At 69.5% G+C, this 24,074-nt stretch carries 23 protein-coding genes; 18 read left to right on the forward strand and 5 right to left on the reverse strand.

Annotated features, from left to right (window positions below):
• The first annotated feature begins 50 nt into the window (after positions 1-50).
• Positions 51-500 carry a hypothetical protein gene (locus tag AX750_RS06985; RefSeq protein WP_066725238.1) on the forward strand — a complete coding sequence of 150 codons (450 nt, stop codon included), beginning with the start codon at positions 51-53 and terminating at the stop codon, positions 498-500.
• Between the two features lie 14 nt (positions 501-514).
• A complete protein-coding gene (locus tag AX750_RS06990) occupies positions 515-793 on the forward strand; it encodes a hypothetical protein (protein ID WP_066725241.1) in 279 nt (92 codons plus the stop codon).
• Positions 794-812: 19 nt separating this feature from the next.
• Here AX750_RS06990 and AX750_RS06995 read toward each other — a convergent pair whose 3' ends face one another.
• Positions 813-1,685 (reverse strand): LysR family transcriptional regulator, encoded by an 873-nt coding sequence (locus AX750_RS06995; RefSeq protein WP_066725244.1) that lies wholly within the window; start codon positions 1,683-1,685, stop codon positions 813-815.
• A gap of 242 nt (positions 1,686-1,927) precedes the next feature.
• On the opposite strand from AX750_RS06995, the gene AX750_RS07000 reads away from it, so the two are divergent.
• The 6 genes from AX750_RS07000 to AX750_RS07025 all read left to right on the forward strand — a co-directional run bounded on the left by AX750_RS07000 (position 1,928) and on the right by AX750_RS07025 (position 9,181).
• Positions 1,928-2,722 carry an SDR family oxidoreductase gene (locus AX750_RS07000; protein WP_066725348.1) on the forward strand — a complete coding sequence of 265 codons (795 nt, stop codon included), beginning with the start codon at positions 1,928-1,930 and terminating at the stop codon, positions 2,720-2,722.
• Between the two features lie 13 nt (positions 2,723-2,735).
• The gene (locus AX750_RS07005; protein ID WP_066725247.1) at positions 2,736-3,995 is read left to right on the forward strand and encodes a ribulose-bisphosphate carboxylase large subunit family protein; all 1,260 of its coding nucleotides are present in this window, start codon (positions 2,736-2,738) and stop codon (positions 3,993-3,995) included.
• A complete protein-coding gene (locus tag AX750_RS07010) occupies positions 3,992-5,362 on the forward strand; it encodes a four-carbon acid sugar kinase family protein (RefSeq protein ID WP_066725249.1) in 1,371 nt (456 codons plus the stop codon). Before AX750_RS07005 ends, AX750_RS07010 begins: the two co-directional genes overlap by 4 nt.
• Before the next feature lie 26 nt (positions 5,363-5,388).
• The gene (locus tag AX750_RS07015; protein WP_066725252.1) at positions 5,389-6,171 is read left to right on the forward strand and encodes a 3-oxoacyl-ACP reductase family protein; all 783 of its coding nucleotides are present in this window, start codon (positions 5,389-5,391) and stop codon (positions 6,169-6,171) included.
• Between the two features lie 38 nt (positions 6,172-6,209).
• Positions 6,210-7,229: a TRAP transporter substrate-binding protein gene (locus AX750_RS07020; RefSeq protein WP_066725255.1), complete on the forward strand. Its 1,020-nt coding sequence runs from the start codon at positions 6,210-6,212 to the stop codon at positions 7,227-7,229.
• Between the two features lie 71 nt (positions 7,230-7,300).
• Entirely contained in the window at positions 7,301-9,181 is a 1,881-nt protein-coding gene (locus tag AX750_RS07025; protein ID WP_066725258.1) for a TRAP transporter large permease subunit, read from the forward strand.
• Between the two features lie 10 nt (positions 9,182-9,191).
• On the opposite strand, the gene AX750_RS07030 is transcribed toward AX750_RS07025, so the two are convergent.
• Positions 9,192-10,067, reverse strand: coding sequence for a LysR family transcriptional regulator (locus AX750_RS07030; protein ID WP_066725260.1), 876 nt, complete (start codon positions 10,065-10,067; stop codon positions 9,192-9,194).
• A gap of 99 nt (positions 10,068-10,166) precedes the next feature.
• Here AX750_RS07030 and AX750_RS07035 point away from each other — a divergent pair, with 99 nt between their 5' ends.
• The 9 genes from AX750_RS07035 (at position 10,167) to AX750_RS07075 (ending at position 20,097) form a co-directional block, all read left to right on the forward strand.
• Entirely contained in the window at positions 10,167-11,750 is a 1,584-nt protein-coding gene (locus AX750_RS07035; protein ID WP_066725269.1) for a proton-conducting transporter membrane subunit, read from the forward strand.
• Positions 11,747-14,146 (forward strand): DUF2309 domain-containing protein, encoded by a 2,400-nt coding sequence (locus AX750_RS07040; protein ID WP_066725271.1) that lies wholly within the window; start codon positions 11,747-11,749, stop codon positions 14,144-14,146. The genes AX750_RS07035 and AX750_RS07040 overlap by 4 nt, the downstream gene beginning before the upstream one ends.
• A 176-nt stretch (positions 14,147-14,322) precedes the next feature.
• Positions 14,323-15,531, forward strand: a complete 1,209-nt coding sequence (locus AX750_RS07045; RefSeq protein ID WP_066725273.1) for an ABC transporter substrate-binding protein — start codon at positions 14,323-14,325, stop codon at positions 15,529-15,531.
• A gap of 40 nt (positions 15,532-15,571) precedes the next feature.
• Complete coding sequence (locus tag AX750_RS07050; RefSeq protein WP_066725275.1) at positions 15,572-16,432, forward strand: branched-chain amino acid ABC transporter permease; 861 nt, start codon at positions 15,572-15,574, stop codon at positions 16,430-16,432.
• Positions 16,429-17,412 carry a branched-chain amino acid ABC transporter permease gene (locus AX750_RS07055; RefSeq protein ID WP_066725289.1) on the forward strand — a complete coding sequence of 328 codons (984 nt, stop codon included), beginning with the start codon at positions 16,429-16,431 and terminating at the stop codon, positions 17,410-17,412. The genes AX750_RS07050 and AX750_RS07055 overlap by 4 nt, the downstream gene beginning before the upstream one ends.
• A complete protein-coding gene (locus AX750_RS07060; RefSeq protein ID WP_066725291.1) occupies positions 17,412-18,134 on the forward strand; it encodes an ABC transporter ATP-binding protein in 723 nt (240 codons plus the stop codon). The genes AX750_RS07055 and AX750_RS07060 overlap by 1 nt, the downstream gene beginning before the upstream one ends.
• A gap of 10 nt (positions 18,135-18,144) precedes the next feature.
• Entirely contained in the window at positions 18,145-18,864 is a 720-nt protein-coding gene (locus tag AX750_RS07065) for an ABC transporter ATP-binding protein (protein WP_066725294.1), read from the forward strand.
• A 37-nt stretch (positions 18,865-18,901) separates the two neighbouring features.
• Positions 18,902-19,297: a carboxymuconolactone decarboxylase family protein gene (locus tag AX750_RS07070; RefSeq protein ID WP_066725297.1), complete on the forward strand. Its 396-nt coding sequence runs from the start codon at positions 18,902-18,904 to the stop codon at positions 19,295-19,297.
• Between the two features lie 8 nt (positions 19,298-19,305).
• Positions 19,306-20,097 carry an N-acyl homoserine lactonase family protein gene (locus AX750_RS07075; RefSeq protein ID WP_066725300.1) on the forward strand — a complete coding sequence of 264 codons (792 nt, stop codon included), beginning with the start codon at positions 19,306-19,308 and terminating at the stop codon, positions 20,095-20,097.
• Here AX750_RS07075 and AX750_RS07080 read toward each other — a convergent pair whose 3' ends face one another.
• From AX750_RS07080 to AX750_RS07090, 3 genes are all read right to left on the reverse strand, one after another.
• Positions 20,098-21,312, reverse strand: coding sequence for an alpha/beta fold hydrolase (locus tag AX750_RS07080; RefSeq protein WP_066725303.1), 1,215 nt, complete (start codon positions 21,310-21,312; stop codon positions 20,098-20,100). It abuts the gene before it with no gap.
• A complete protein-coding gene (locus AX750_RS07085; protein WP_066725305.1) occupies positions 21,312-22,220 on the reverse strand; it encodes an NAD(P)-dependent oxidoreductase in 909 nt (302 codons plus the stop codon). The genes AX750_RS07080 and AX750_RS07085 overlap by 1 nt, the downstream gene beginning before the upstream one ends.
• A gap of 86 nt (positions 22,221-22,306) precedes the next feature.
• Complete coding sequence (locus AX750_RS07090; RefSeq protein WP_066725351.1) at positions 22,307-22,990, reverse strand: GntR family transcriptional regulator; 684 nt, start codon at positions 22,988-22,990, stop codon at positions 22,307-22,309.
• Between the two features lie 110 nt (positions 22,991-23,100).
• Between AX750_RS07090 and AX750_RS07095 the strand changes: the two genes are divergently transcribed.
• On the forward strand, positions 23,101-24,069 hold the full coding sequence (locus tag AX750_RS07095) for a tripartite tricarboxylate transporter substrate-binding protein (RefSeq protein ID WP_066725353.1): 969 nt from the start codon (positions 23,101-23,103) through the stop codon (positions 24,067-24,069).
• Positions 24,070-24,074 lie beyond the last annotated feature (5 nt).

Consider the following 24,074-nt stretch of genomic DNA (forward strand, 5'->3'; position numbering starts at 1 on the left):
GGCCATCCCCCCAAGCCACCGCGTGCGGATGGGCCACGCCAGGAGACTGCATGATGATGTCCAAGCTCGTCCGGATCGTCCTCGCCGGTGCGCTTCTGCTCGGCGCCCTGCCGGCGGGCGCGCAGGTCTACGATCCCTTCGCCAGCATCCGTCCGGGTGGCGGACGCGAAGCGCCGCCCCCGCCGCCCCCGTCGCAGCGCCAGTGGCAGCAGCAGGCCCAGCCCGATGGCCGCTACGACCGCGACGATGATCGCCGGAGATATGACCGTGGCTACGACCGGGGTTACGATCGCGGCTATGACCGGGGCTATGATCGCGGTCCTCGCTATTATGACGACCGTCCCCGTTATTACGAAGAGCGTCCGCGCTATCGAGAGGGCGGTCGGGGTGGCGCGTTCTGCGTGACCTCACGTGGCTCTTGCCCGGTGCCGCCGGCCCCGCGCGGCGCACCCTGCCGCTGCAACATCGACGGCCTGGACAAGCGCGGGGTCATCCAGTAGCCGACGGCCTGATCGTGTCGAGATACACCGACGAACTCGACGCGGTGATCGCAGCGGAGCAGCGGCTGCGCGGCGAGATCGCCGGCGTCATCGCCCGGGAAGAGGGCGCCACTGCGGCCTCAGCCCGTCATCTCGCGGCCGCCGATGCGGCGATCGACGCCTGGGCCGAGGAGGGCGAGGAGGCGCTGGACCAGCGCGCCTTCCGCCCCCTGACGCCGCTGCAGGGGTTGCTGGCCGAGCATCGCGCGCTGCTCGAGCGCATTGCCGACATCCAGGACCGGCGCCTGTCCTGATCCGGCCGTCGCTGCGGGGTCAGGCGCGCATCGTCTCCTCGATCCAGTTGGCCAGACGCTTTACGTCGGGCCGGCTGCGCAGATGCGGCGCGATCCAGAGATTGAGCTCGTGCGGCCCGTCGACGAAGCCGAAGGGCGCGAGGAGATGGCCGCGCGCAATCTCGCCTTCGACCAGAATCTCAGGGGCGATCGCGACACCGAGCCCGCAGGCCGCCGCCTGGTTCTGCAGGTAGAAATGCTCGAAGCTGTCCTGCGGCTGCAGGGGCTCGCCGCGATAGCCGAAGGCGTCCATCCATTCCCGCCAGGCATGGACTCGCGTCGCCGTCCCGAGGAGCCTCGCCTGCGCCAGGTCTGCGGGCTGCTTCAGCCCGAGCCGCTGCGCATAGTCCGGGTGGCAGACCGGGCCGACGCGCTCACGCAGCAGCGGCCGGATGATCACGTCCTGCGGCGCCTTGAACATCGTCGAGCGGATGGCGAGGCTGATCTCGTCGCGCAGGAAGTCGACCTCGCCATAGTTGAGGTTCAGCCGGATCTCGACATCCGGATTGGCGCGCTTGAACGCGCCGAGCCGGGGAATCAGCCAGTGCATGCTGATCGTGGCCGAGCAGGAAAGGGTGAGGGGCAGGGGTGCCAGCGCCGCCACGCCCTGCTGCATGCGCGCAAAGGCGTCGCCTAGCGTCGCGGCGAGCTGCCCGCCCTGCTGGGTCGGCTCGACCGACTTCGGCAGTCTCTTCAGAAGCGGCACGCCGAACTCGGCTTCCAGGCTGCGGACATGCCGGCTGATCGCGCCGTGTGTGACGCCCAGTTCGGCTGCGGCGGCGGACATGCTGTTGAGCCGCGCCGTCGCTTCGAAGGCGCGCAGCGCATTGAGAGGGAGGCGGGGAGATGCCATCGGGGAGGGGCCTTCTGCTGTGAGAAAACCTTACAGCAGCCGGCGTCGAATTGGGATGTCGTTCTCGCCGCCTCGTGTCTTAGCCTGTGATCAACGAGACGAACGAGCAGGCTCGGAAGACGCGAGGAGAGGGAGCGCCCCGACGGCGTGACCAAGCGAACGTCAGACGCCCGCCAAGAGGAAACGCCGATGAGTCCAGGCTCCGCATCCGCGGTGGCGTGGGACTGCGGCTGGAGGCGCGCATGGCCGGACGGCTTCAGGACAAGATCGCCATCGTCTTCGGCGCGGGTTCGGTCGGGCCCGGCTGGGGCAATGGCAAGGCGACGGCCGCCGTCTTCGCTCGGGAGGGTGCTCAGGTCGCCTGCATCGACGTCAGCCGCGCTGCCGCCGAAGAGACGGTCGCCATCATTACCGCCGAGGGCGGGCGCGCCAGCGCCCATGCCTGCGACGCCACGCGATCCGACGAGGTCGCGACGCTGGTGGCCGGGATCGTCGCGGCCCATGGTCGGATCGACGTGCTGCACAACAATGTCGGCTATGCCGGGATGGGCGGGCCGATCGAGCTCGACGAGGCCGACTGGCACCGCACGCTGGACCTCAACGTCACCACCTGCTTCCTCGCCGCCAAGCATGTGCTGCCGCATATGCTCGCCCGGAAGAAGGGCGCGATCATCAACGTCTCCTCGGTCGCTGCGATCCGCTACACGGGCTATCCCTACAGCGCCTATTACGCGGCCAAGGCGGCGGTGAACAACTTCACCATGGGTCTGGCACTGCAATATGCCCGCGACGGCATCCGCGTGAACGCGATCATGCCGGGCATGATGAACACCCCGCTGATCCACCAGCAGATCGCCGGGCAGTATGCCAGCACCGAAGAGATGATCGCGGCCCGCGACGCCGCCAGCCCGACGGGCAAGATGGGCACGGCCTGGGACATCGCCCATGCGGCGCTGTTTCTCGCCTCCGACGAAGCGGCCTACATCAACGGCGTGGCGCTGCCGGTCGATGGCGGCCTGACCTGCCGCGTGGCCTGAGAGGACGCGATCGATGCTGACGGACCGCTTCGAGGCCGATTATCTGCTGGAGACCCCGATCGATCCCGCGCGCGCCGCCGAGACGATGGCGGGCGAGCAGTCGAGTGGCACCTTCGTCGCCATTCCCGGCGAGACGCCGGAGCTGAAGTCGCGCGCCGCTGCACGGGTGGTGGCGCTCGATATCCTGGAGCGCGACGTTCCAGGCCGCTCGCTGCCCTCAAACGTCCCGAGCCCACCCCACGAGCGGATCACCCGGGCGCGCGTCACCCTGTCCTGGCCGCTCGCCAATATCGGCCCGTCCCTGCCCAATCTGCTCGCCACCGTCGCCGGCAACCTGTTCGAGCTGAAATCCGCCAGCGGCCTGCGCATCCTCGACATCCGCCTGCCGGCGGCCTTTGCCGCAGCCTATCCCGGCCCGCGTTTCGGCATCGCCGGCACGCGTCGCCTCGCCGGGGTGGAGGGGCGCCCGCTGATCGGCACGATCATCAAACCCAGTGTCGGGCTCGGTCCGGCCGCCACCGCCGCGCTCGTCGACGAGCTGTGCGGTGCCGGCATCGACTTCATCAAGGACGACGAGCTGCAGTCCGACGGGCCGGCCTGCCCCTTCGACCAGCGCGTCGCCGCGGTGATGGCGGTGATCGAGCGCCATGCCGACCGTACCGGCCGCAAGCCGATGTTCGCCTTCAACCTGACCGGCGATCTCGACCAGATGCGCCGCCGCCACGACACGCTGCTCGCCCATGGCGCCACCTGCCTGATGGCGAGCCTGAACTCGGTCGGCCTCGTCGGGATGATCGAGCTCGGGCGCTTCGCCCAGCTGCCGATCCACGCCCATCGCAATGGCTGGGGCTATCTCTCGCGCCACCCGATGCTGGGCTGGTCCTATGTCGCCTGGCAGAAGCTCTGGCGCCTGGCGGGGGCCGACCACATGCATGTCAACGGGCTCTCCAACAAGTTCTCGGAGACCGACGACAGCGTCATCGCCTCGGCCCGCGAATGCCTGACGCCGATGTTCGCCGACAAGCCCTGCACGGTGATGCCGGTGTTCTCGTCGGGCCAGACGGTGCGGCAGGCGCACGGCACCTATGCCGCGCTCGGCAGCACCGACCTGCTCATGACCGCCGGTGGCGGTGTGATGGCCCATCCCGACGGGGTCGCGGCGGGGGTGCGCTCGCTGCGCGAGGCCTGGGCGGCGGCGATCGCCGGCATTCCGCTCGCCGAGCACGCCCGCACCCATCCGGAACTCGGCCGGGCGCTGGAGATTGCGGCGTGAGCGCGCTGCGACCCCTCCCGGCGGGGCCGCTCGTCGCCTTCTATGGCGATGATTTCACCGGCTCCTCCGCCTCGATGGAGGCGCTCGCCTTCGCCGGTCTTGAGACGGTGCTGTTCCTCACCCCGCCGACGCCGGAGCGCCTGGCGGCCTTCCGGCATTGCCGCGGTATCGGCATCGCCGGCGTCGCGCGCTCGCGCAGCCCGGCCTGGATGGATGAGCACCTTCCGCCGATCTTCGCCGGGCTAAAGGCGCTCGGTGCGCCCATCCTCCACTACAAGGTCTGCTCCACCTTCGACTCCGCCCCCCATATCGGCTCGATCGGCCGTGCCGCGGAGATCGGTGCGCGGCTCTTCAAGGGCTGGATCCCGCTCGTCGTCGGCGAACCCGGCATGGGTCGCTTCCAGAGCTTCGGCCATCTCTTCGCGCTGTCCCATGGCCGCGGCTACCGGCTCGACCGGCATCCCGTCATGGCACGCCATCCGGTGACGCCGATGGACGAGGCCGATCTTGGCCGCCATCTCGCCCGCCAGACCAACCTGCCCATCGGCCTCGTCGATTTCGTCGCGATGAAGCGGGGCGCGGGCGACGCCGCGCTCGATACCGCCCTCGCGGATGGCGCAGCCATCGTCTCGATCGACGTCCTGGATGCGCAGACTCTGGAGGAGGCGGGCCGGCTGCTCTGGCAGCGCGCCGGACGGCCCTGTTTCGCCATCGGCTCGCAGGGCGTCGAGGCGGCGCTCGTCGCGCATTGGCGCGCCGCCGGCCTGCTGCCGGCCGCGCCGGCCCTGGCCTCGCCGGGGGCGGTCGTGCAGATCGCGGTCGTGTCCGGTTCGGTGTCCCCGGTCACTGCCCGGCAGATCGCCACGGCGCAGGAGCGGGGTTTCGCGCCGATCCGCATCGCGGCCGAGCGCGCGGTCGATGCTCGTGCCTGGGAGAGCGAAATCGAGGCTGCGACCCATCGCGCGCTGGCGGCGCTGGCGGAGGGCCAAAGCCCGCTCGTCTTTTCCGTCCAGGGGCCCGACGATCCGGCGGTCGCGCGGTTGCGCGAGGCGGTGGCTACCGCCGGGCTGACGATCGAAGCGGTCAACGACCGGATCGGCGCGGCGCTCGGCACCATCCTGGATCGCGTGCTGCGCGAGACCCGGCTGACGCGCGCGGTGATCTCGGGCGGCGACACCTCGAGCCATGCGGCAGGCCAGCTCGGCATCGACGCGCTGACCGCAATCGCGCCGGTTGCGCCCGGCGCGCCGCTCTGCCGCGCCCATGCGCCGGAGTCGGAGCGGGACGGGCTCGAACTGGTGCTCAAGGGCGGCCAGGTCGGCGGCGACGATGTCTTCGACGCAGTCCGCCGAGGCGGCGCCGCATGAACGGGCAAGGGACAGGAACGGACGCGATGGGCAGGCTCAAAGGTAAGATCGCCCTGGTGACCGGCGGCGCGCGGGGCATCGGCCTCGCCATCGCCCGCGCTCTGACGGCGCAAGGAGCCGTTCCGGTGCTCGCCGACATCAACGAGGAGGGCGCCCGTCAGGCGCTGGCCGGTCTTGGCGCGTCCGAAGGCATGGCGGCGGCGGTCGACGTCGCCGACCAGGGCTCTGTGACGGCGCTGATCGACGCCATCGTCGCCCGCTACGGCCGGCTGGACATCCTCGTCAATAATGCCGGCATCGGCGGCAACACGCCGTTCCTTGAGATCGACGCCGAGACCTGGAACCGCACCATCGCGATCAACCTGACTGGCGCCTTCTTCGTCGCCCAGGCCTGCGCGCGGGTGATGGCGAAGCAGCGCTCCGGCAAGATCATCAACATCGCCTCGCTCTCGGGCCAGCGCGGCGGCCATGGCCGCGGCGCCTATGGTGCAGCGAAGGCGGGGCTCGAGCTGCTGACCAAGGTGATGGCTGTCGAACTCGCGGAATATGGCATCAACGTCAACAACATCGCGCCCGGCGCCATCGAGACCGAGATGGCGAAGTTCGCCCATGATGCAGCCACCCGCGCCGCCTACAACTACCTGATCCCGATGACGCGCTACGGCACGCCGGAGGAAATCGCCGATGCGGCGGTGTTCCTCTGTTCCGACGAGGCCCGCTACGTCCACGGCCACACCCTCAATGTCGATGGCGGCTTCCGCGAGGCGGGACTGATGTTCCGCGGCGGCAAGGCCGCGCCGTCGTCCTGAACGGCCCACCAACCAAAAACAAACGGGAGGATACAACGATGACGCTTTCCATCAGCCGGCGCCGCTTCGCCACCCTCGCCGGCGCAGGCGCGATCTCTGCCGCGCTGCCGCTGCGCTATGCCCACGCTGCCGAGCACACGTTCAAGATCGGCACCAACGTTCCCGCCTCGCACCCGCTGAACGTCCACCTCACCAAGGCGGCCGAGCAGGTGAAGGAGCAGACCAACGGCAAATTCGAGTTCCAGCTATTCCCCAATAACCAGCTCGGCGCCGATTCCGACATGCTCTCGCAGCTGCGCTCGGGTGCGCTCGAATGCTTCCTGAATTCGGGCGTCAACGTGCTCTCGACGATCATTCCCGCCGCTGCGATCTCCGGCGTCGGTTTCGCCTTCAAGGACTATCCGGCGCTCTGGAGCGCGATGGACGGCAAGCTCGGCGCCCATCTGCGCCAGCAGATCACCCGCGGCGGCTTCGTCGTCATGGACAAGATCTGGGACAATGGCTTCCGGATGATCACCAACAGCTCCAAGCCCATCGTCCAGCCCGAAGACCTGAAGAACATGAAGATCCGCGTGCCGGTCAGCGCGCTCTGGCTCTCGCTGTTCAAGTCGCTGGGGGCCTCGCCAACCGGCCTGAACTTCGCCGAGGTCTATTCGGCGCTCCAGACCAAGGTTGTGGACGGGCAGGAGAATCCGCCGGCGATCATCTCTGCGGCCAAGCTCTTCGAGGTGCAGAAATACTGCTCCGTCACAAACCATATGTGGGATGGCTGGTGGTTCCTGATCAACCGCCGCGCCTGGGGCCAGGTGCCGGCCGATATCCAGGCGACTGTCTCCCGCGTCCTGAACAGCGCCTGCGAGGCCGAGCGCGCCGACGTCGCCGCCCAGAACATCGCACTTCAGAAGGATCTCGCCGCCGCCGGCATGATCTTCAACGATGTGAACCCGGCGCCCTTCCGCGACGCGCTGTCGAAGGCGGGCTTCTACAAGGAATGGCGCGGCAAGTTCGGTGACGAGCCCTGGGCCCTGCTCGAAGAAGCCGTCGGCACGCTCGCCTGACGCCCTTCATCATTCGGTCGCGCCGAGAGGCGCGGCCGCCTTGTCCAGCGTCGATCCCCAGCGAGACAGCGATGACAGACGCCACGCCGATCAGCGAAACCCAGGCCTTCGCCATCGAGGAACAGGTGCCGCCGCGCCCGTCTGCGCGGCTTCGCTTCCTGATGGCGCCGCTGGAAGCGTTCGCCGCGCTGTTGCTGGTCGGGCTGATCGGGCTCGTCCTCGTCGCCGTGTTCTGGCGCTATGTCCTGTCCTCGCCGATCACGGCGGCCGACGAGATCGCCTCCTTCCTCTTCCTCTGGATCGTGATGCTCGGCGCGGTCATCGCCATCGATCGCGGCGAGCATCTGCGCCTGGCGCTGGTGATCAACGCGGTTGGCCCGCGCGCCCGCGCGCTGCTGGAGACGACTGGCCTCGTCGTCATCGGCGCCTTCCTCGCCGCGCTGTTGCCCTCGGCGATCGAGCACTGGATCGACGAGTTTCCGGTGACCTCCCCGGCGCTCAACATCTCGACCGCCTGGCGGATCGCCGGCATCCCGATCGGCATCGCGCTGATGCTGTTCGTGCTGGCGGTGAAACTCTGGACCGAGGCGCCGCGCCGCGACCTCGTGACAGCGCTGGTGCTGGTGGCGGCCACCATCGGGCTGCTCTGGCTGCTCTCGCCGGTGCTGGCCGGGCTCGGCAAGGCCAATATCCTGATCCTGCTCGTCGGTGTCATCGCGCTCTGCCTCGCCATGGGCGTGCCGATCGCCTTCTGCTTCGGCGCGGGCGCGATGGCTTTCCTCGTCTTCTCGACCAAGCTGCCGGTGACGGTAATCGTCGGGCGCATGGATGAGGGCATGTCGAGCCTGATCCTGCTTTCGGTGCCGGTCTTCGTGCTGCTCGGCTGCATTCTCGATGCGACGGGCATGGGCAAGGCGATCGTCGATTTCCTCGCCTCGATGTTCGGCCATGTCCGGGCCGGCATGTCCTATGTGATGCTCGGTTCGCTCTATCTGGTCTCCGGCATCTCCGGCTCGAAGGTCTTGGACATGGCCACCGTCGCGCCGGCGCTCTTCCCCGAGATGAAGCGCCGCGGCAACAAGCCCGAGGAGATGGTCGCCCTGCTCGGCACGGGCGCGATCATGGCCGATACGGTGCCGCCCTCGATCGTGCTCATCGTTATCGGCTCCGTCGCGGGCATCTCGATCGCGGCGCTCTTCGCCAGCGGCTTCGTCGTCGCCTTCTTCCTGCTGCTGATCCTCGCCATCGCCGCCCGCTGGAAGGCGCGGGGAGAGGCGCTGGAGGGTGTGCGCCGGGCGCCTGTCTCGGTGATCGGCAAGGCGCTGGTGATCGCGGCGCCGGCGCTCGTCCTGCCCTTCCTCGTCCGCGGCGCGGTGACGGAGGGCGTTGCGACGGCCACCGAAGTCTCGACCATCGCCGTCGTCTACGCGCTGATCGCGGGCATGATCCTCTATGGCGGGCTCAAGGCCGCCCAGACGTACCGCATGCTGATCGAGACCGCCGCCATGACCGGCGCGATCCTGATCATCCTCGGCACGGCCTCGGCCGCCGCTTGGGTGCTGACCCAGACCGGCTTCGCGCAGTATCTCGCCGCGGTGATGAAGGGGCTGCCGGGTGGCTGGATCGTCTACATGGCGGTGACGATCGCGGTCTTCCTGACGCTGGGCTGCCTGCTCGAGGGCCTGCCGGCGATCGTGCTGCTGGCGCCGCTGATGTTCCCGATCGCCAAGGATCTCGGCATCCACCCGGTGCACTACGCCATGGTCGTGGTCGTCTCGATGAATATCGGCCTGTTCACCCCGCCCATCGGCATCGGCCACTACATCGCCTGCTCGATCGGCAAGGTCGATCCCGACGCGGCGATGAAGACGGTCTGGTTCTATCTCGGCGCATTGCTGCTCGGCCTGCTCGCCATCGCGCTGGTGCCGGCCATCTCGCTGGCGGTGCTCTGAGGCGCGCGCCTTACCCCTGCTGTCCGAGCAGATCCTGCAGCAGCGCGTTGCGGAAGGTTCGGGCCACTGTGACGGCGTAGAAGCGCTCGACGATGCCGGGCAGCGCGGCTCCGATCGCGAGCACGCCCTGCGCCAGCTCGTCCTGAATCACGATGGGCGGCAGCACGCCCAGGCCCACGCCCTCGCGCACCAGGAGGCGCATCATCGCCATGTCGTCGACCTCGGCGGCGATGCGCAGCGTGATGCCCGCCCGGTCGATCAGCGCGTCGATGTCGTCGCGCAGGCCCGTATGCAGCGGCGGCAGGATCACCGGATGGCGCGCGAGCAAGGCCTCGAAATCGCCGGCCTCAGCGACGAGGTCGCGCCGGCCGACCAGGCTCACCGGCTGCTCGGCCAGCTTGTGGGTGAGGAAGGCGCGCTCGGGATCCGCGGCCGGGGGTTGGTTGGTCAGCACCGCGTCGAGCTGATGCGCCGCAAGGGCGCGCAGCAGCTCCGGCGTCGCGCCCGACTTCAGGACCACCTCGACATCCGGCCGCCCGAGAATCGGGCGCAGGAAGGCGAGCTGGAAATTGCGCGACAGCGTCGCCTGCGCACCGACGCGCAGCACATGCCGCGACAGGCCGCTCTCGCGCAGCGTGCCGAGCAGATCGTCACCCGTCGCGAAGATGATATCGGCATGATCGCGGGCGATCCGTCCGGCTTCGGTCAGCAGCAAGCCGCGCCCGGCGCGTTCGAACAGCTGGTGGCCGAGTTGCTCCTCCAGCCGCTTGATCTGCACCGAAAGCGCCGACTGCGTCAGGTTCAGGCGCTGGGCCGCGCGGCCGAGATGGCCCTCCCGGGCGACCGTCCAGAAATAGCGCAGATGGTTGTAGTTGAGGCCAGCCATTCTTCGATGATAGCGAACGGAAACGCACAAACAATGAATTTTTAGCGCAGTGGGCCCGGTGATATTGCGGTGCGAGATCAACCAGCCCGTGAGACCGCCATGTCCCATCTCGCGCTACCCCTTCTGGCCCCGGCGATCTTCGCCGCCTTGGCGCTCCACCTGCTGCGCCGCGAGGCGACGCCGAAGGGGCCGGGGCCGTTGGCCGAGATCGCCGCGGCGGTTGCTTTCGTGGTGGCGCTTGCCGCTGCCGTCCAACTCGCCTGGTTCGGCCCCGCGACGCTGACGCTGCTCGCCCCCCGCGGCCTGGGCCTCTCGGCCCGCCTCGACATCGTCGGCGTGACGATGCTGCTGCTGATCACCTTCGTCGGCTGGGTCGTCCTGCGCTTCAGCCGCAGCTATCTCGCCGGCGAACCGGGGCAGAGCCGCTTCACGGGCTGGATCTGCGCCACGCTCGCCGCCGCGCTTCTGCTCGTGAGCGCCGGCAATCTGCTGCAGCTTCTCGTCGCCTGGGTCGCGACCAGCCTCTGCCTGCACCGGCTGCTGCTGTTCTATCCCGCCCGCCCGGCGGCGCAGCGCGCGGCGCGGAAGAAGTTCGTCGTCGCCCGGCTGGCGGATGGCGCGCTGCTGCTGGCCTGCCTGCTCCTGTTCGCGGGCTACGGCACCGGTGACATCGGCGCGATCCTGGCGCAGGCGCGCAGCGGGCCGGTGCCCGCCGGAACGGGCTGGGCGGTGGCGCTGCTGGTCATGGCGGCGCTGCTCAAATCGGCCCAGTTCCCGGCCCATGGCTGGCTGGTCGAGGTCATGGAGGCGCCGACGCCGGTCTCGGCCTTGCTGCATGCCGGCATCATCAATGCGGGCGGCTTCCTGCTGATCCGCTTCGCGGACCTGCTGCTGACGACGCCGGGCGCGCTGGCGGCGCTGGTGCTGATCGGCGGCTTCACCGCCCTGCTCGGCGGGCTGGTGATGCTGACCCAATCGGCGATCAAGACCTCGCTCGCCTGGTCCACCGTGGCGCAGATGGGCTTCATGGTGCTGCAATGCGGGCTGGCGCTCTTCCCGCTGGCGCTGCTGCACATCGTCGCCCACTCGCTCTACAAGGCCCATGCCTTCCTGTCGTCGGGCTGGGCCGTGGAGCAGGTCGCGGCCACGCGCCGGCCGGGGCCGGTCGCGGTCGCCAGCCTCCGCGTCGTCGCCCAGGCCTTCGCCTTCGCGCTGGCGCTCTATGCGCTGATGGGACTGAGCTTCGGCTTCGCCGACAAGTCGCCTCAGGCGATCGCGCTCGGCGCCATCCTCGTCTTCGGTGTCGCCTATCTGATCGCGCAGGGCCTCGCCGACGCCGCACCGCGCGCGCTGACGCTGCGGACGTCGGCGGCCTCGATCGCCGCCTCGCTGTCCTACTTCCTGCTGCAGCGCTTCGCGCAGTGGCTGACCTCGCCGACGCTGCCGCCGATCCCGCCGCCGACCGCGCTGGAATGGGCGCTGATCGTGTTGACGCTGCTCTCCTTCGGGGCCGTCGCCTTCGCCCAGGCGCTGTTCCCGCACTGGGCCGGGCATCCCGCTCTCGCGGGCCTGCGTGTCCATCTCGCCAACGGCTTTTACGGCAACGCCATCTTCGACCGTCTCACCGGCGGCTGGGCCCGGCCCGCATCATCCCACCTCACCAGCGAAAGGAGCCCGTCATGACCGCGCAGCCCGGACAGGACGCCCTGCAGGCCGCCCTGATGGCGCAGGCCGACCGTGCCGCCCGCATCATTCCGCCGCTCTGGCCGCTCTCGGCCTCCGTCGCGGTCAATCCCTTCCTCGGTCTGGCGGGGGAGACGCTGGCCGGCGCGGCGGCGCGCCTCGGCCGGGCCGGCGGCATCCCCGTCACCATGCCGCGGTCCTTCTACCGGGAGCGCTGGCGGGCTGGCGAGATCACGCCGGCCGACCTCGCCGAGGTGATCGCCGAGCGGCCGGGGGCGCCGGGCCACGCCGTAGTCGAGGCGGCCCTGTCCGAGAACCCTGCGCCCGCGGCGCCGATTCCGACCGTCGCGGCGCTCTGCGCCGAGGCCACCGGCGTCGACTGGCCGGGCTTCATCGCCGACCGGATCGGCGCCTGGGCCTCGGGCCATTTCGATCTCGGTCAGGCGATGTGGCCGAAGACCCAGGCCGCTGGCGCCTATGAATCCTGGCGCGCCTTCGCGACGCAGGATCTCTCGCCCGAGATCGCGGGGCTGAAGGGCTTCTGCCTGCGCATCTCGCGGGAGCCGCTGGGCGCCCCGGCGGCGATCCGGCGCGCCTGCCTCGCCCTCGGTCTGCCGCAGGCGGCGGCCGAGAGCTACTTCACGGCGCTGCTGACAGGGCTCGGCGGCTGGGCCCAATATGCCCGCCACCTTCAGTGGCAGGCGGAGCGCGATGGCGGGACCGACCAGACGATCACCGATCTGCTGGCCATCGCGCTCGCCTTCGAGGCGGCGCTGCACGCGCAGTTCGGGCGGCAGATCGCCGAGGCCTGGCGGCAGGCGATCGACGCCCATGCCGCGCCCGTCGAGCCGAGCGACGACCAGATCATCGACGCCCTGCTGCAGGAAGCCTATGACCGCGCTGCCCAGCGCCGGTTCTTCGCGGCATGGCAGCCGGCCGCCGCGAAGGCGGCGCCCGCGCGGCCTTCGGTCCAGGCGGCCTTCTGCATCGACGTCCGCTCGGAAATCATCCGCCGCGCGCTGGAGTCGCTCGATCCCGGCGTGGAGACGCTGGGCTTCGCCGGCTTCTTCGGCATCGGCGTCTCGCATCGCCGGCTCGGTTCGGTGGGCGGCGAGGCGCGGTTGCCGGTCCTGCTGAAGCCGGGCCTGGGGTCTTTCACCTGCGACGCTCCGGGCGAGGCCGCGGAAGAGAAGGTGCGCATCGGCGCCCGGGCCAAGCGCGCCTGGGGCCGCTTCAAGCGCGCCGCCGTCTCCTCCTTCGCCTTCGTCGAGGCCAGTGGCCCGCTCTATCTCTGGAAGCTCTTCCACGACTCCGTCACGGCCGATCACCGCCCGGAGAGCGACCGGACGGCACCGCGCCTCGACGCGACGCTGACCGTGGCGCAGCGGACGGAGATGGCCGCGGCGGTCCTGCGGGGCATGTCCCTGACCTCGGGCTTCGCCCGGCTGGTGCTGCTGGCCGGCCATGGCGCGCGGCTGGTCAACAACGCCCATGCCAGCGCCCTGCAATGCGGCGCCTGCGGCGGCTTTCCCGGCGACGTGAATGCCCGCCTGCTGGCCGGGCTGCTGAACGAGGCGGACGTCCGCGCCGGGCTGACGGGGCAGGGGATCGAGGTTCCGGCCGATACGCGCTTCGTCGCCGGCCTGCATGACACGGTCAGCGACGAGATCACGCTGTTCGACCGCGAAACCGTTCCGCCGTCGCACGCGGCCGATCTGGCGAAGCTGGACGCGCTGCTGGCCTCCGCCGGTCGGCTCGCCCGGACCGAGCGGGCGCTGCGGCTGCCCGGCGCGGCGGGCGAGGGCGACGTCGCGCGGCGCGGCCGGGATTGGGCGCAGGTGCGGCCGGAATGGGGTCTGGCCGGCTGCAAAGCCTTCATCGCCGCACCGCGCCGGCACACGGCAGGCGCTTCGCTCGCCGGGCGCGCCTTCCTGCACAGCTATGACTGGCGTGCCGACACCGAATTCAAGGTGCTCGAACTCATCCTGACGGCGCCGGTCGTCGTCGCGAGCTGGATCAGCCTGCAATACTACGGCTCGGCCGTCGCACCGGCGGCCTTCGGCGCCGGCAACAAGCTGCTGCACAACGTCGTCGGCGGCATCGGCGTCTTCGAGGGCAATGGCGGGCTGCTGCGCGGTGGTCTGCCCTGGCAGTCGGTCCATGACGGCGAACGCCTGATGCACGAGCCGCTGCGGCTGTCGGTGGTCGTCGCGGCCCCGCGCGAGGCGATCCTCGGCATCCTGGCGAAGCACCCGGACCTCCGGGCGCTGTTCGACCAGGGCTGGCTCGCCCTCTTCGCGATGGACGATTCCGGCCAGGTCTCCGCCCGTTATCGGGCCGGCGACGGCTGGATCGATATCGCATCGACACCGGGACCGGCTGCGCTGGCCGCCTGAACCTGGCGGCGCGGACAACCGCGCCGTTATGGTCCCACGGCCGCGGAGCGCTCGCAGGCTCCGCCGGCTCAGATCGCTAATCGTCAGACAATCTGTCAATCAGTTGACAGGGGGTCGACGCTTGTGGGATGCCTCTCCCCGCTGATGCCCGCAGAAGGCAGATCGTGGAGGAAGAGATGATCAAGCTGTCGCCCACCCGCCGTGGCCTCATGCTCGGCGCCGCCGGTGCCATCGCCGCCCCCTATGTCGTCCGCGACGCCATCGCCCAGGGCAAGGCCGTCAATGTCGGCGTCATCCTGCCGCTCTCCGGCGCCAACGCGCAGTTCGGCATCAATTCGCGCAATGGCATCGAACTGGTCGCGGACGAGATCAACGCCGCAGGCGGCATCAAGGCGCTCGGCGGCGCCCGGATCAATCTCGTCGTTGCCGACTCGACCTCGACCCCGACGACGGCCGCCAATGTCGCCCAGCGCCTGCTGACGCAGAACGACGTCGTAGCGATCCTTGGCGCCTTTGCCTCGTCGCTCACGATCGCGATCTCGGAAGTCACGGAGCGCCGGGGCGTGCCGCTGCTCACCATGTCCTTCTCGGACCAGATCACCGGCCGCGGCTTCGAGAACATCTTCCAGGTGGTCGCCAAGGCCTCGGTCATCGGCAAAGCGCAGTTCGACGGCACGGTCGCCATCGCAGCGAGTGCCGGCCAGAAGCTCGAGCGCATTGCGATCATGTATGAGGATACCGCCTATGGGACCTCGCAGGCCGGCGGTCTGCGCGAGGGCGCCAAGGCGGCCGGCGTCCAGATCGTCATGGACGACGCCTATCCGCTAGGCATCACCGACGTCACGCCGCTGATCAACAAGCTGCGCGCCTCCGGCGCCCAGGCGGTGTTCCCGGTTTCCTACCTCAACGATTCCCTGCAGATCATCCGCGCGATGCGCCAGCAGCGCATCACCATTCCCGCCATCGGTGGCGCGGCCGGCTATGTCATTCCGGATTTCGAGAAGGGGCTCGGCGAATTCGCCGAGGGCGTGCTCTCGATCTCGCCGGCCAATTACGACCTCGCGCCGGAGCTGACCGAGCGCTTCCGCAAGCGCTTCGGCTATTTCATGGTCCATGAGGCGCTCGAGCACGCCGTCTGCATGGATGTGCTGGCCCAGGCGATGGAGAAGGCCAAGTCGGCCAAATCCGAGGATCTGCGCAAGGCGCTGCATGGCGGTCGCTTCGAGGGCGGCTGGACCAAGGCCATGACGGGCGGGGCCGTCCAGTTCGACAAGACCGGCCTCAACACGCTCTCCGTCCCCGTCATGGTCCAGTGGCGTAACAAGGAACTCGTCACCGTCTGGCCCTCTGACGTCGCCAAGGCCAAGGCCGTCTGGGCCGGCTGAGCCGCGATCGGCAGCGGCCGGGCAGGGGAGAGAGGCGCTCATGGCGGTGGTTCAGGCCATCCTGGACGGCTTGATGATCGGCGGTGTCTACGCCGTCATCTCGATCGGCCTGACGCTGGTCTTCGGCGTGATGGGCATCGTGAACTTCGCGCAAGCGGAATTCCTGATGCTCGGCATGTTCGTGGCCTATTATGCCTGGGCTTGGCTCGGGCTCGATCCGCTGCTGGCGGCGCCGCTCGCTTTCGCGGTCGTGTTCCTGCTCGGGGCCGCGCTCCAACACATGCTGATCAGGCGCGTGCTCAAGGCCCCCGAGGTGGCGCAGATCTTCCTCACCGTCGGCCTGCTGATCGTGCTGGAGAACGCCGCGCTGCTGATGTTCGGCTCGGGCTTCCGCTCCGTCTCGACGCCCTACCAGACCTCGTCGCTGCAGCTCGGGCCGCTCTTCGTCTCCGTGCCCTATCTCGCCGCCTTCGCCATGTCGGTGGCCTCGGGGCTGGCGCTCTGGCTCTTCCTGAAGTCGAGCTGGTTCGGCCGCGCGATGCGCGCCACCGCGCAGGACCCGATGGCCGCGCGGCTGATGGGCATCGATGCCGACCGCATGCACATGCTCGCCTTCGCGCTCGGCGTCGGGCTCACCGCCTTCGGCGGCGCGGTAATACTGCCCTATCTGACGGCCTCGCCGACGGTCGGCACCCAATTCGCCGTGCTGATGTTCACCGTGGTGGTGCTGGGCGGGCTCGGCTCGGTCGCGGGCGCGGTGGTCGGCGGCCTCGCCGTCGGCATCATCCAGTCGCTCTCGGCGCTCGTCTTTCCGATCCAGCTGCAGAACCTCGTCCTCTTCATCGTCTTCATCGCGGTGCTGGCCTTCCGGCCGAAGGGCCTGCTGGGGGCGGCCCGATGAGCGCGCCATCCCTTCGGCAGACGGCCGGCCTCGCGCTGCTCGCGGCGTTCGCCATCGCCCTGCCTTTCGCCTTCGAGCCGCGCGGCTACGGCATCCGCATCCTCTGCCTGGCGCTTCTCTTCGCCGCCATGGCGCAGGCCTGGAACATCGTCGCCGGCCTCGCCAACCAGATCTCGCTCGGCCACGCCGCCTTCTTCGGCATCGGCGCCTACACCTCGACGCTGCTTCTCATCCATTTCGGCATCACGCCCTGGCTCGGCATGATGGCGGCGGCGGTGCTGGGCGGGCTCGCTGCGCTTCTGATCAGCCTGCCGACAATGCGACTGCGCGGCCACTATTTCGCGCTGGCGACGCTCGCCTTCGGCGAGGTCATGCGCGTCATCGGCAACAGCTGGGGCGGGCTGACCGGCGGACCGGTGGGCATCTCCGTCCCCTACGCCAAGCCGAGCCTCGGCCTGATGCAGTTCGCCGACACCCGCGCCTCTTACTGGCTGATGCTGGGGGCGCTCGTCGTGGTGACCGTGATCTTCGTCGCGATCAAGCGTAGCCGCCTCGGCTACCGGCTGCGCGCGATCAAGGAGAATGCCGACGCGGCCGAGGTCATCGGCGTCGACACCACCCGCACCAAGATCATCGCTGCGGTGATCTCGGGCGCGCTGACGGCGGCGCTTGGCACGCTCTACGCCCAGTTCCAGTTCTTCTTCGATCCCGACACCGTTTTCGGCGTCGCCTCGATCTCGGTGCGGATGGCGATGATCGCCATCGTCGGAGGCATCGGCACGGCGGCGGGCCCGATCCTCGGCGCCTTCTTCGTCATCCCGCTTGAGGAGATCGCCAACCAGGTCTTCTCCGCCCAAGCGGCGGGGCTGTCGCAACTCGTTTTCGGCGTGCTGCTGATCCTCGTGATCCTGGTCGAGCCGCGCGGCTTCATGGCGATCGGCCCGCGGATCAGGCGCCTGCTGCGCCGGGAGGAACGCTAATGGTCGCGCCACTGCTCCAGGTCAGCGGGCTCGGCAAGCGCTTCGGCGGGCTGCAGGCCTTGTCGGATGTGTCGCTCTCCGTGGCGCCGGGCGAGATCCTCGGGCTGATCGGCCCCAACGGCGCCGGCAAGACGACGCTGTTCTCGACGCTGGTCGGCCTGCACCGGCCCGATTCCGGCACGATCCGGCTCGACGGCCGCGACCTCGTCGGCCTCAAGCCGCACAGGATCGCCGCGGCGGGCATGGTCAAGACCTTCCAGAACGTCGCGCTGTTCCTCGACTCGACGGTCCTCGACAACGTCCTGACCGGCGGGCTGATGCGCCACGCGATTCCCGAGGCCAGCGAGCTGGCGGAGCGCTGCCTCGAGCGCGTCGGCATTGGCGCGATCGCCGGCAAACTCGCGCGCGATCTCTCCTTTCCGGAGCGGGCGCGTGTCGAGGTGGCGCGCGCGCTCTGCACCGAGCCGCGGGTCCTGCTGCTCGACGAGGCGATGGCGGCGCTCAACCATGCCGAGATGGACGCCTTCATGGATCTTCTGCGGCAATTGCGCGAGGAGGGGCTGACGCTGGTCGTGGTCGAGCACCACATGCGCGCCATCATGGCGCTGTGCGACCGGCTGGTCGTCTTGAACTTCGGCCAGATGATCGCGACCGGCACCCCGGCCGAGATCGCGCGCGACCCGGCCGTGATCGAGGCCTATCTCGGCCGGTCGGCGGCGTGAGGAGGGTGCGATGACCAGCCAGCCTCCGCTTCTCTCGATCGCCGGGCTGCATGCCGGCTATGGCGGCCTCGACGTGCTGCACGACGTCTCGATCGCGGTCGGCCCGGGCGAATTCGTCTGCGTGATCGGCGCCAACACGGCCGGCAAGAGCACCCTGCTGCGGACGATCTCGGGGCTTGTCTCCGCCCGCGGCAGCATCCGCTTCGATGGCACCGAACTCGTCGGCCGCCCCTCGCATGCGATCCCTGCGCTCGGCATCGCCCATGTGCCGGAAGGTCGCCATGTCTTCCCCGAGATGACGGTGGAGGAAAACGTCATGCTCGGCGCCTATGCAGTGCGCTCCGCCAGCGATCTCGCCACGCGGCGCGATCGGGTGCTGACGATGTTCCCCCGCCTGCGCGAGCGGCTCGGCCAGCTCGCGGGAACGCTCTCGGGCGGTGAGCAGCAGATGGTCGCGATCGGCCGGGCCTTGATGCTCCAGCCCCGGCTTCTCCTGCTCGACGAGCCGAGCCATGGCCTGGCGCCGAAGATCGTCGACGAACTCCACGACACCTTCCTGGCCGTCAGCCGGACGGGCACATCCATCCTGCTGGTCGAGCAGAACACCACGCTGGCGCTGTCCGTCGCCGGCCGTGGCTATGTGCTGGAAAGCGGCCGGGTCGTGCTTGAGGGCACGAGCGCGGAGCTGTCCGGAAACGACGCCGTCCGCAGCGCCTATCTCGGGCTCTGACGACCTCCGAACACCACCACGAAAGGGATCAAGGCCGATGTCGCACAGCGATCAGTTCAACAAGGGTCTCGAAGTCCGCCGCAAGGTGCTGGGCAGCGACTATGTCGATGGCAGCCTGGCCAAGGCCGACGACTTCATGATGGCCTTCCAGAACATCACCACCGAATGGTGCTGGGGCTATGCCTGGACGCGGCCGGGCCTCGAGCACAAGACCCGCTCGATGCTGAACCTCGCCATGCTGACGGCGCTCGGCAAGCCGGCCGAGCTCAAGCTCCACGTCAAGGGGGCGCTCGCCAACGGCGTGACCGTCGACGAGATCAAGGAAATCCTGCTCCACGCGACCGTCTATTGCGGCATCCCGGCCGGCCTCGACGCCTTCAAGGCGGCCCATGAGGTGCTGAAGGCCGAGGGGGCCGTGCCCAACGACAAGTGAGACCGGCGATGGCCGGCTGGGAGGTCTTCGCCCTGCGCTATGCCGTGCATGAGCGCCGGGCCTTCGAGAACTTCATCCGCACGCCCGATCCGCACGACGCGCCCATGCCCATGGACTATTTCGTCTGGGTCGTGCGGCGCGGCGGGCGGGTCGTCGTGGTCGACACCGGCTTCACCCCAGAGGGCGGAGCCAAGCGTGGCCGCACCCTGATCCGCCCCGTCGAGGCCGCACTGCGCCAACTCGGCGTGGATCCTGGGACGGTGGAGGACGTGGTCATCACGCATCTCCACTATGACCATGCCGGCAATCTCGATCTCTTCCCGAAGGCCCGCTTCCACCTTCAGGAGGCGGAGATGGGCTTCGCGACCGGCCGGCACATGTGCCAGGCCTGCATACGCTACCCCTTCGACGTCGAGGATGTCGTGCGGATGGTGCGTGCGGTCTATGCCGAGCGTGTCGTCTTCCATGACGGCGATGCCGAGATCGACGAGGGGCTGAGCCTGCACAAGGTCGGCGGCCACAGCGCCGGCCTGCAGATGGTCCGCGTCGAGACCGCCCGCGGGCCGCTGGTGCTGGCCAGCGACGCCGCGCATTTCATGGCCAATATCGAGCGGCAGAACCCGTTCCCGATCTTCTTCGACCTCGGCGCGCTGGCGCAGGGCTGGCGCGCCGCGCGCCGCCTCGCCGGGGCTGAGGAGCGGATCATCGCCGGCCACGACCCGCTGGTGCGGGAGCTCCATCCTCCCGTCGAGGGCTCGGAGGGCGAGACGGTGGCGCTCCACCTGCCGCCGCTGCGCTAATCAGAGTGGCCCTCCGACATGGGCCAGCGCCGCCAGCAGATGCGGGCGGAACAGGTCGGGGTGCTCGCACATCGGGAAATGGCCGAGCCCCTCCATGACGCGCAGATCGGCGCCGGGGATGAGCGCGGCGAGCTTGCCTCCGTCCTCCGGCGTCGCCGAATAATCATAGGTGCCGCAGAGCAGCGAGACCGGTGTCCGCGCCGCGTCGATGCGGGGCGCCACCTCCGCCCCGTCGAACTCGTCGGAATAGAAGACAAGGTCGCCGGCATAGATCTCGGGCGCGCCCTGCGAATAGATCCAGGCGGCCCGGCGGCGGCTGTCGATCGGGCTCGTCGGGCTCATCAGCCCGCGCACGAAGGCGGCGTTGTGCAGCCCGGCATGGACGCCGACATGGTGCTGGAACGGGTTGCGCCGCCCCTTCGAGCGGAAGGGCGGCTCGATCGCGATGACGCCCGCGACGAGATCGGGCCGCTCCGCCGCCAGCAGCAGGGCGAGCGCCGCGCCCATCGAGCCGCCGGCGACGATCGCCTTCGCGCCGATCACCTGCTCGATGATCGCCGCGCACCAGCCGAGATAGCGCGCGCCCGAGAGCCGGTAGGGCTCGCCCTGCCAGCCTTCGGGAGGCATCGAGCGGCCATGGAAGGGCATGTCCGGCGCGATCAGGCGCCACTCCGCGGCCAGTGCGACATCGGCGAGTTGCCCGTGGAACTGGCGGGAATCGGCGCCGGCCGTGTGCAGGAACAGCACCGGCCGCCCGCTTCCGGCGCGCTCGACATAAATCTCGGCTGCGCCCTCCGGCAGGGCGACCTGGTGATAGCGCCCCTCGATCTGGCCCATCCGCCGGGTGACGGAGGGCGCCGGAGCCGGGGGCGACAGCACGACGAGCTCGAACAGCCGCTCGATCACGGCCCGCGCCTGCGCGATCACGCGCGCGTCGCCGGAAAGAGTGAAGGCGGGGTTGGCGATCGCCAGCGCCGTGAAGGCCTGGAAGCGCGGCGGCGGCGGCAGGGTCAGGAGCCTCGCCCAGTCCTCTGCGGCTGCCGAGAGCACGATGTCCGGCGCGGCCGTGCCCTCGAACACCACGACGCCGTCATCGAGCCGCAGCAGGATGTCGTCGCCCGCGCCTTCGATCCGCAGCACCGCGACGAGGCCGGCGCCGAGGCGACGCAGTTCGGCGTCGCCGGCCGCCGCGGCGATGCGCGCCCGCAGGCCCATCAGCCGCGCGGGCCGCTGGCGGCGAGCGCCTGGAGATGGCGGTGGATCTCGGTGTGGTCGGCCTGCGCGCCAAGCCCGCACTTGGCCGCCTCCCACAGCGTAGCCACCGACTGGATCTGCGGCAGCGGAAGCTCGAGATGATCGGCGAGATCGGCGGCGATGCGCAGATCCTTCGCCATCAAAGCGAGCGAGAAGCCCGAATTGAAGGCCTCGGAGATCACGAAGGGCTTCATCTTCACTTCTGTCGAGTTGTTGCGGCCTGTCGAGGCGTTGAGCACGTCGACGATCGTCTCCGGCGCCAGGCCGAAGCGGCCGCCGACCAGCAGCGCCTCGCAGGCCGCGACCAGCCCGGCCGCCGAAACATAGTTGTTCAGCGCCTTCATCGCATGGCCGGAGCCGATCGGACCCGTGGCGAAGATCGACTTGCCCATCGCCGCCAGCACGGGCCGGGCGCGCTCGACCGCCTCGGCCGGTCCGCCCGCCATGATCGCGAGCGAGCCGTCGATGGCGCGCTTCACGCCGCCCGAGACCGGCGCGTCGATCAGCGGCAGGCCCAGCGGAACGAGGTCCGCCGCGAGAGAAACCGTATCGGTGGGCGCCGAGGAACTCATGTCGATGACGAGCGCGCCCTTGGCCAATGCGCCTGCCGCGCCGGCACCCAGCAGCACGTCGCGCACGATGCGGCCATTGGGCAGCATGGTGATCAGGATGCCGGCGCCTTCGGCTGCCTCTTTCGCATCGGCGAAGGCCAAGCCGCCCGCCTCGACCAACGCCTGTCGCGGCGCCTCGGCCGGGTCCGCGCCTCGCACCGTGAAGCCGGCCGCAATCAGCCGTCGCACCATCGGCAGTCCCATCTGGCCGAGCCCGATGAAGGCGATGGGGGCAGGGGAGCTGGCGCTGTCAGGCATGGATCGATCCTCCGGCGTCGCGTCAAGGGCAGCGCGGCGTCCGGCGGATTTCTGGGCGCTATCAGACAATCTGTCAATTCGCGGCGTCAGCCGCGGCGAGGCTCGCGCTCGAGCACGGCGAGCGCGACCTTCGCGGCCATGGCGATGTGATGCCGGCAGGCCTGTTCCGCGCGGGCGCCGTCGCGCGCCGCGATGGCGTCATGGATCGCCTCGATCTCGGCCACGCTGTCGTCGAGCCGGCCCTGCTGCGTCATCGAGGTGAAGCGCAGCAGGGTGATGCGGTTATGCAGCATCGTCAGCGACTGCTTGACGAAGATGTTGCCCGCCCCCTCCATCAGCACGCTGTAGAAGCGCGTCTTGGCGGCGACGAGCTGGGCGCGGTCGCCGTTGCGGGCCGCCTGTTTGAAGCCGGCGACGGCCTCCTTGAGATCCCGGATCGCCGCGTCGCTGCCCTGCTCGGCGAAAGCCCGCCCGGCGAAGCCCTCCAGCAGGGCCCGGACCTCATAGAGCTGCCGGGCCTCGTCGAAGGTGATGGACGAGACCTCGGGCCCACGATGAGGCACCGTCACGACGAGGCCCTCGGCCTCGAGCTGCCGCAGCGCCTCCCGCACCGAGGTCCGCCCCACGCCGATCTGCTCGCAGAGTTCCCGCTCGACGAGGCGCTGGCCCGGCCGGAAATGCCCGGAGGCGATCGCCTCGCGGATCCGGTCCTCCACGAGGAGACGCAGCGTGGCCGCCTGCCGCGGGATGCGAAGATTCATCTCGTTCATGCCGAACACATTGCCGCGCGCGCGGCCACCGTCAATCTCCGCGCTTGACCCTTGCGCGAACAGATTGTCTGATAGCAGGCAATCTAACGACAATATGGATGGGAGGCTTCATGAGAACCCTGTTGCTCGGCCTGATGGCCGCGGCCACGCTGGCGATCGCGCCCGCTTCGGCACAGAGCTATCCGACCCGCCCTGTAACCATGCTGGTGCCTTTCGCGGCCGGTGGCACCACCGATGTGCTCGCCCGCATCCTCGCCGAGGAGATGGGCAAGGCGCTGGGCCAGAACATCGTAGTCGAGAATGTCGGCGGCGCCGGCGGACGGACCGGGACCGAGCGGGTCACCCGGGGCGAGCCGGACGGCTACACCGTCCTCTTTGGCAATATGGGGCCGATGGCCGCCAGCCGGGCGCTCTTCAAGGACCAGCGCTACGACCCCCGCACCGACCTCGCCCCCATCGGTCTCGTCGCCGACGTGCCGATGGTAATGGCCGCGAGCAAGAAAAGTGCGGTCGCGGACCTCAAATCCTTCGTCGCGAAGGTCAAGGCGGAAGGCGACAAGGTCACTTTCGGTACGGCGGGCTTCGGTGCGACCTCGGATCTGGCGCCGCGGCTGCTGCTGCATCTCTCGGGGCTGAAGGCGACGATCGTGCCCTATAAGGGCGCGGGACCGGCGATCCAGGATCTGATCGGCGGTTTCGTCGATGGCGTCATCGACCAGACGGCAACGCTGCTGCCGCTGCACGCCTCCGGCACCGTCACCGCACTCGCCGTGACCGGCGACAGCCGCCTGCCGCAGGCGCCGGATGTGCCCACCTTCGCGGAAGCCGGGCTGCCCGATTTCGGCATGAAGGTCTGGAACGCGCTTGCCGTCCACAAGGACACCAATCCCGCCATCGTGGCGCGGCTGGTCGCGGCGCTGGACCAGAGCCTCTCCTCCGATTTCGTGCGGACGCGGTTCGAGGGCCTGGCCGTTCCGGTGCCGCCGGCCTCCGTCCGTGGCCCCGCGCATCTGGACCGGCTGGTCAAGGCCGAGGTCGAGCGCTGGGAGGCGGTGCTGAAGGACGTGCCGAAGCAGTGAGAGAA

It is taken from the genome of Methylobacterium sp. CCH7-A2 (assembly GCF_001557075.1).
Taxonomy (GTDB): domain Bacteria; phylum Pseudomonadota; class Alphaproteobacteria; order Rhizobiales; family Beijerinckiaceae; genus Allobosea; species Allobosea massiliensis.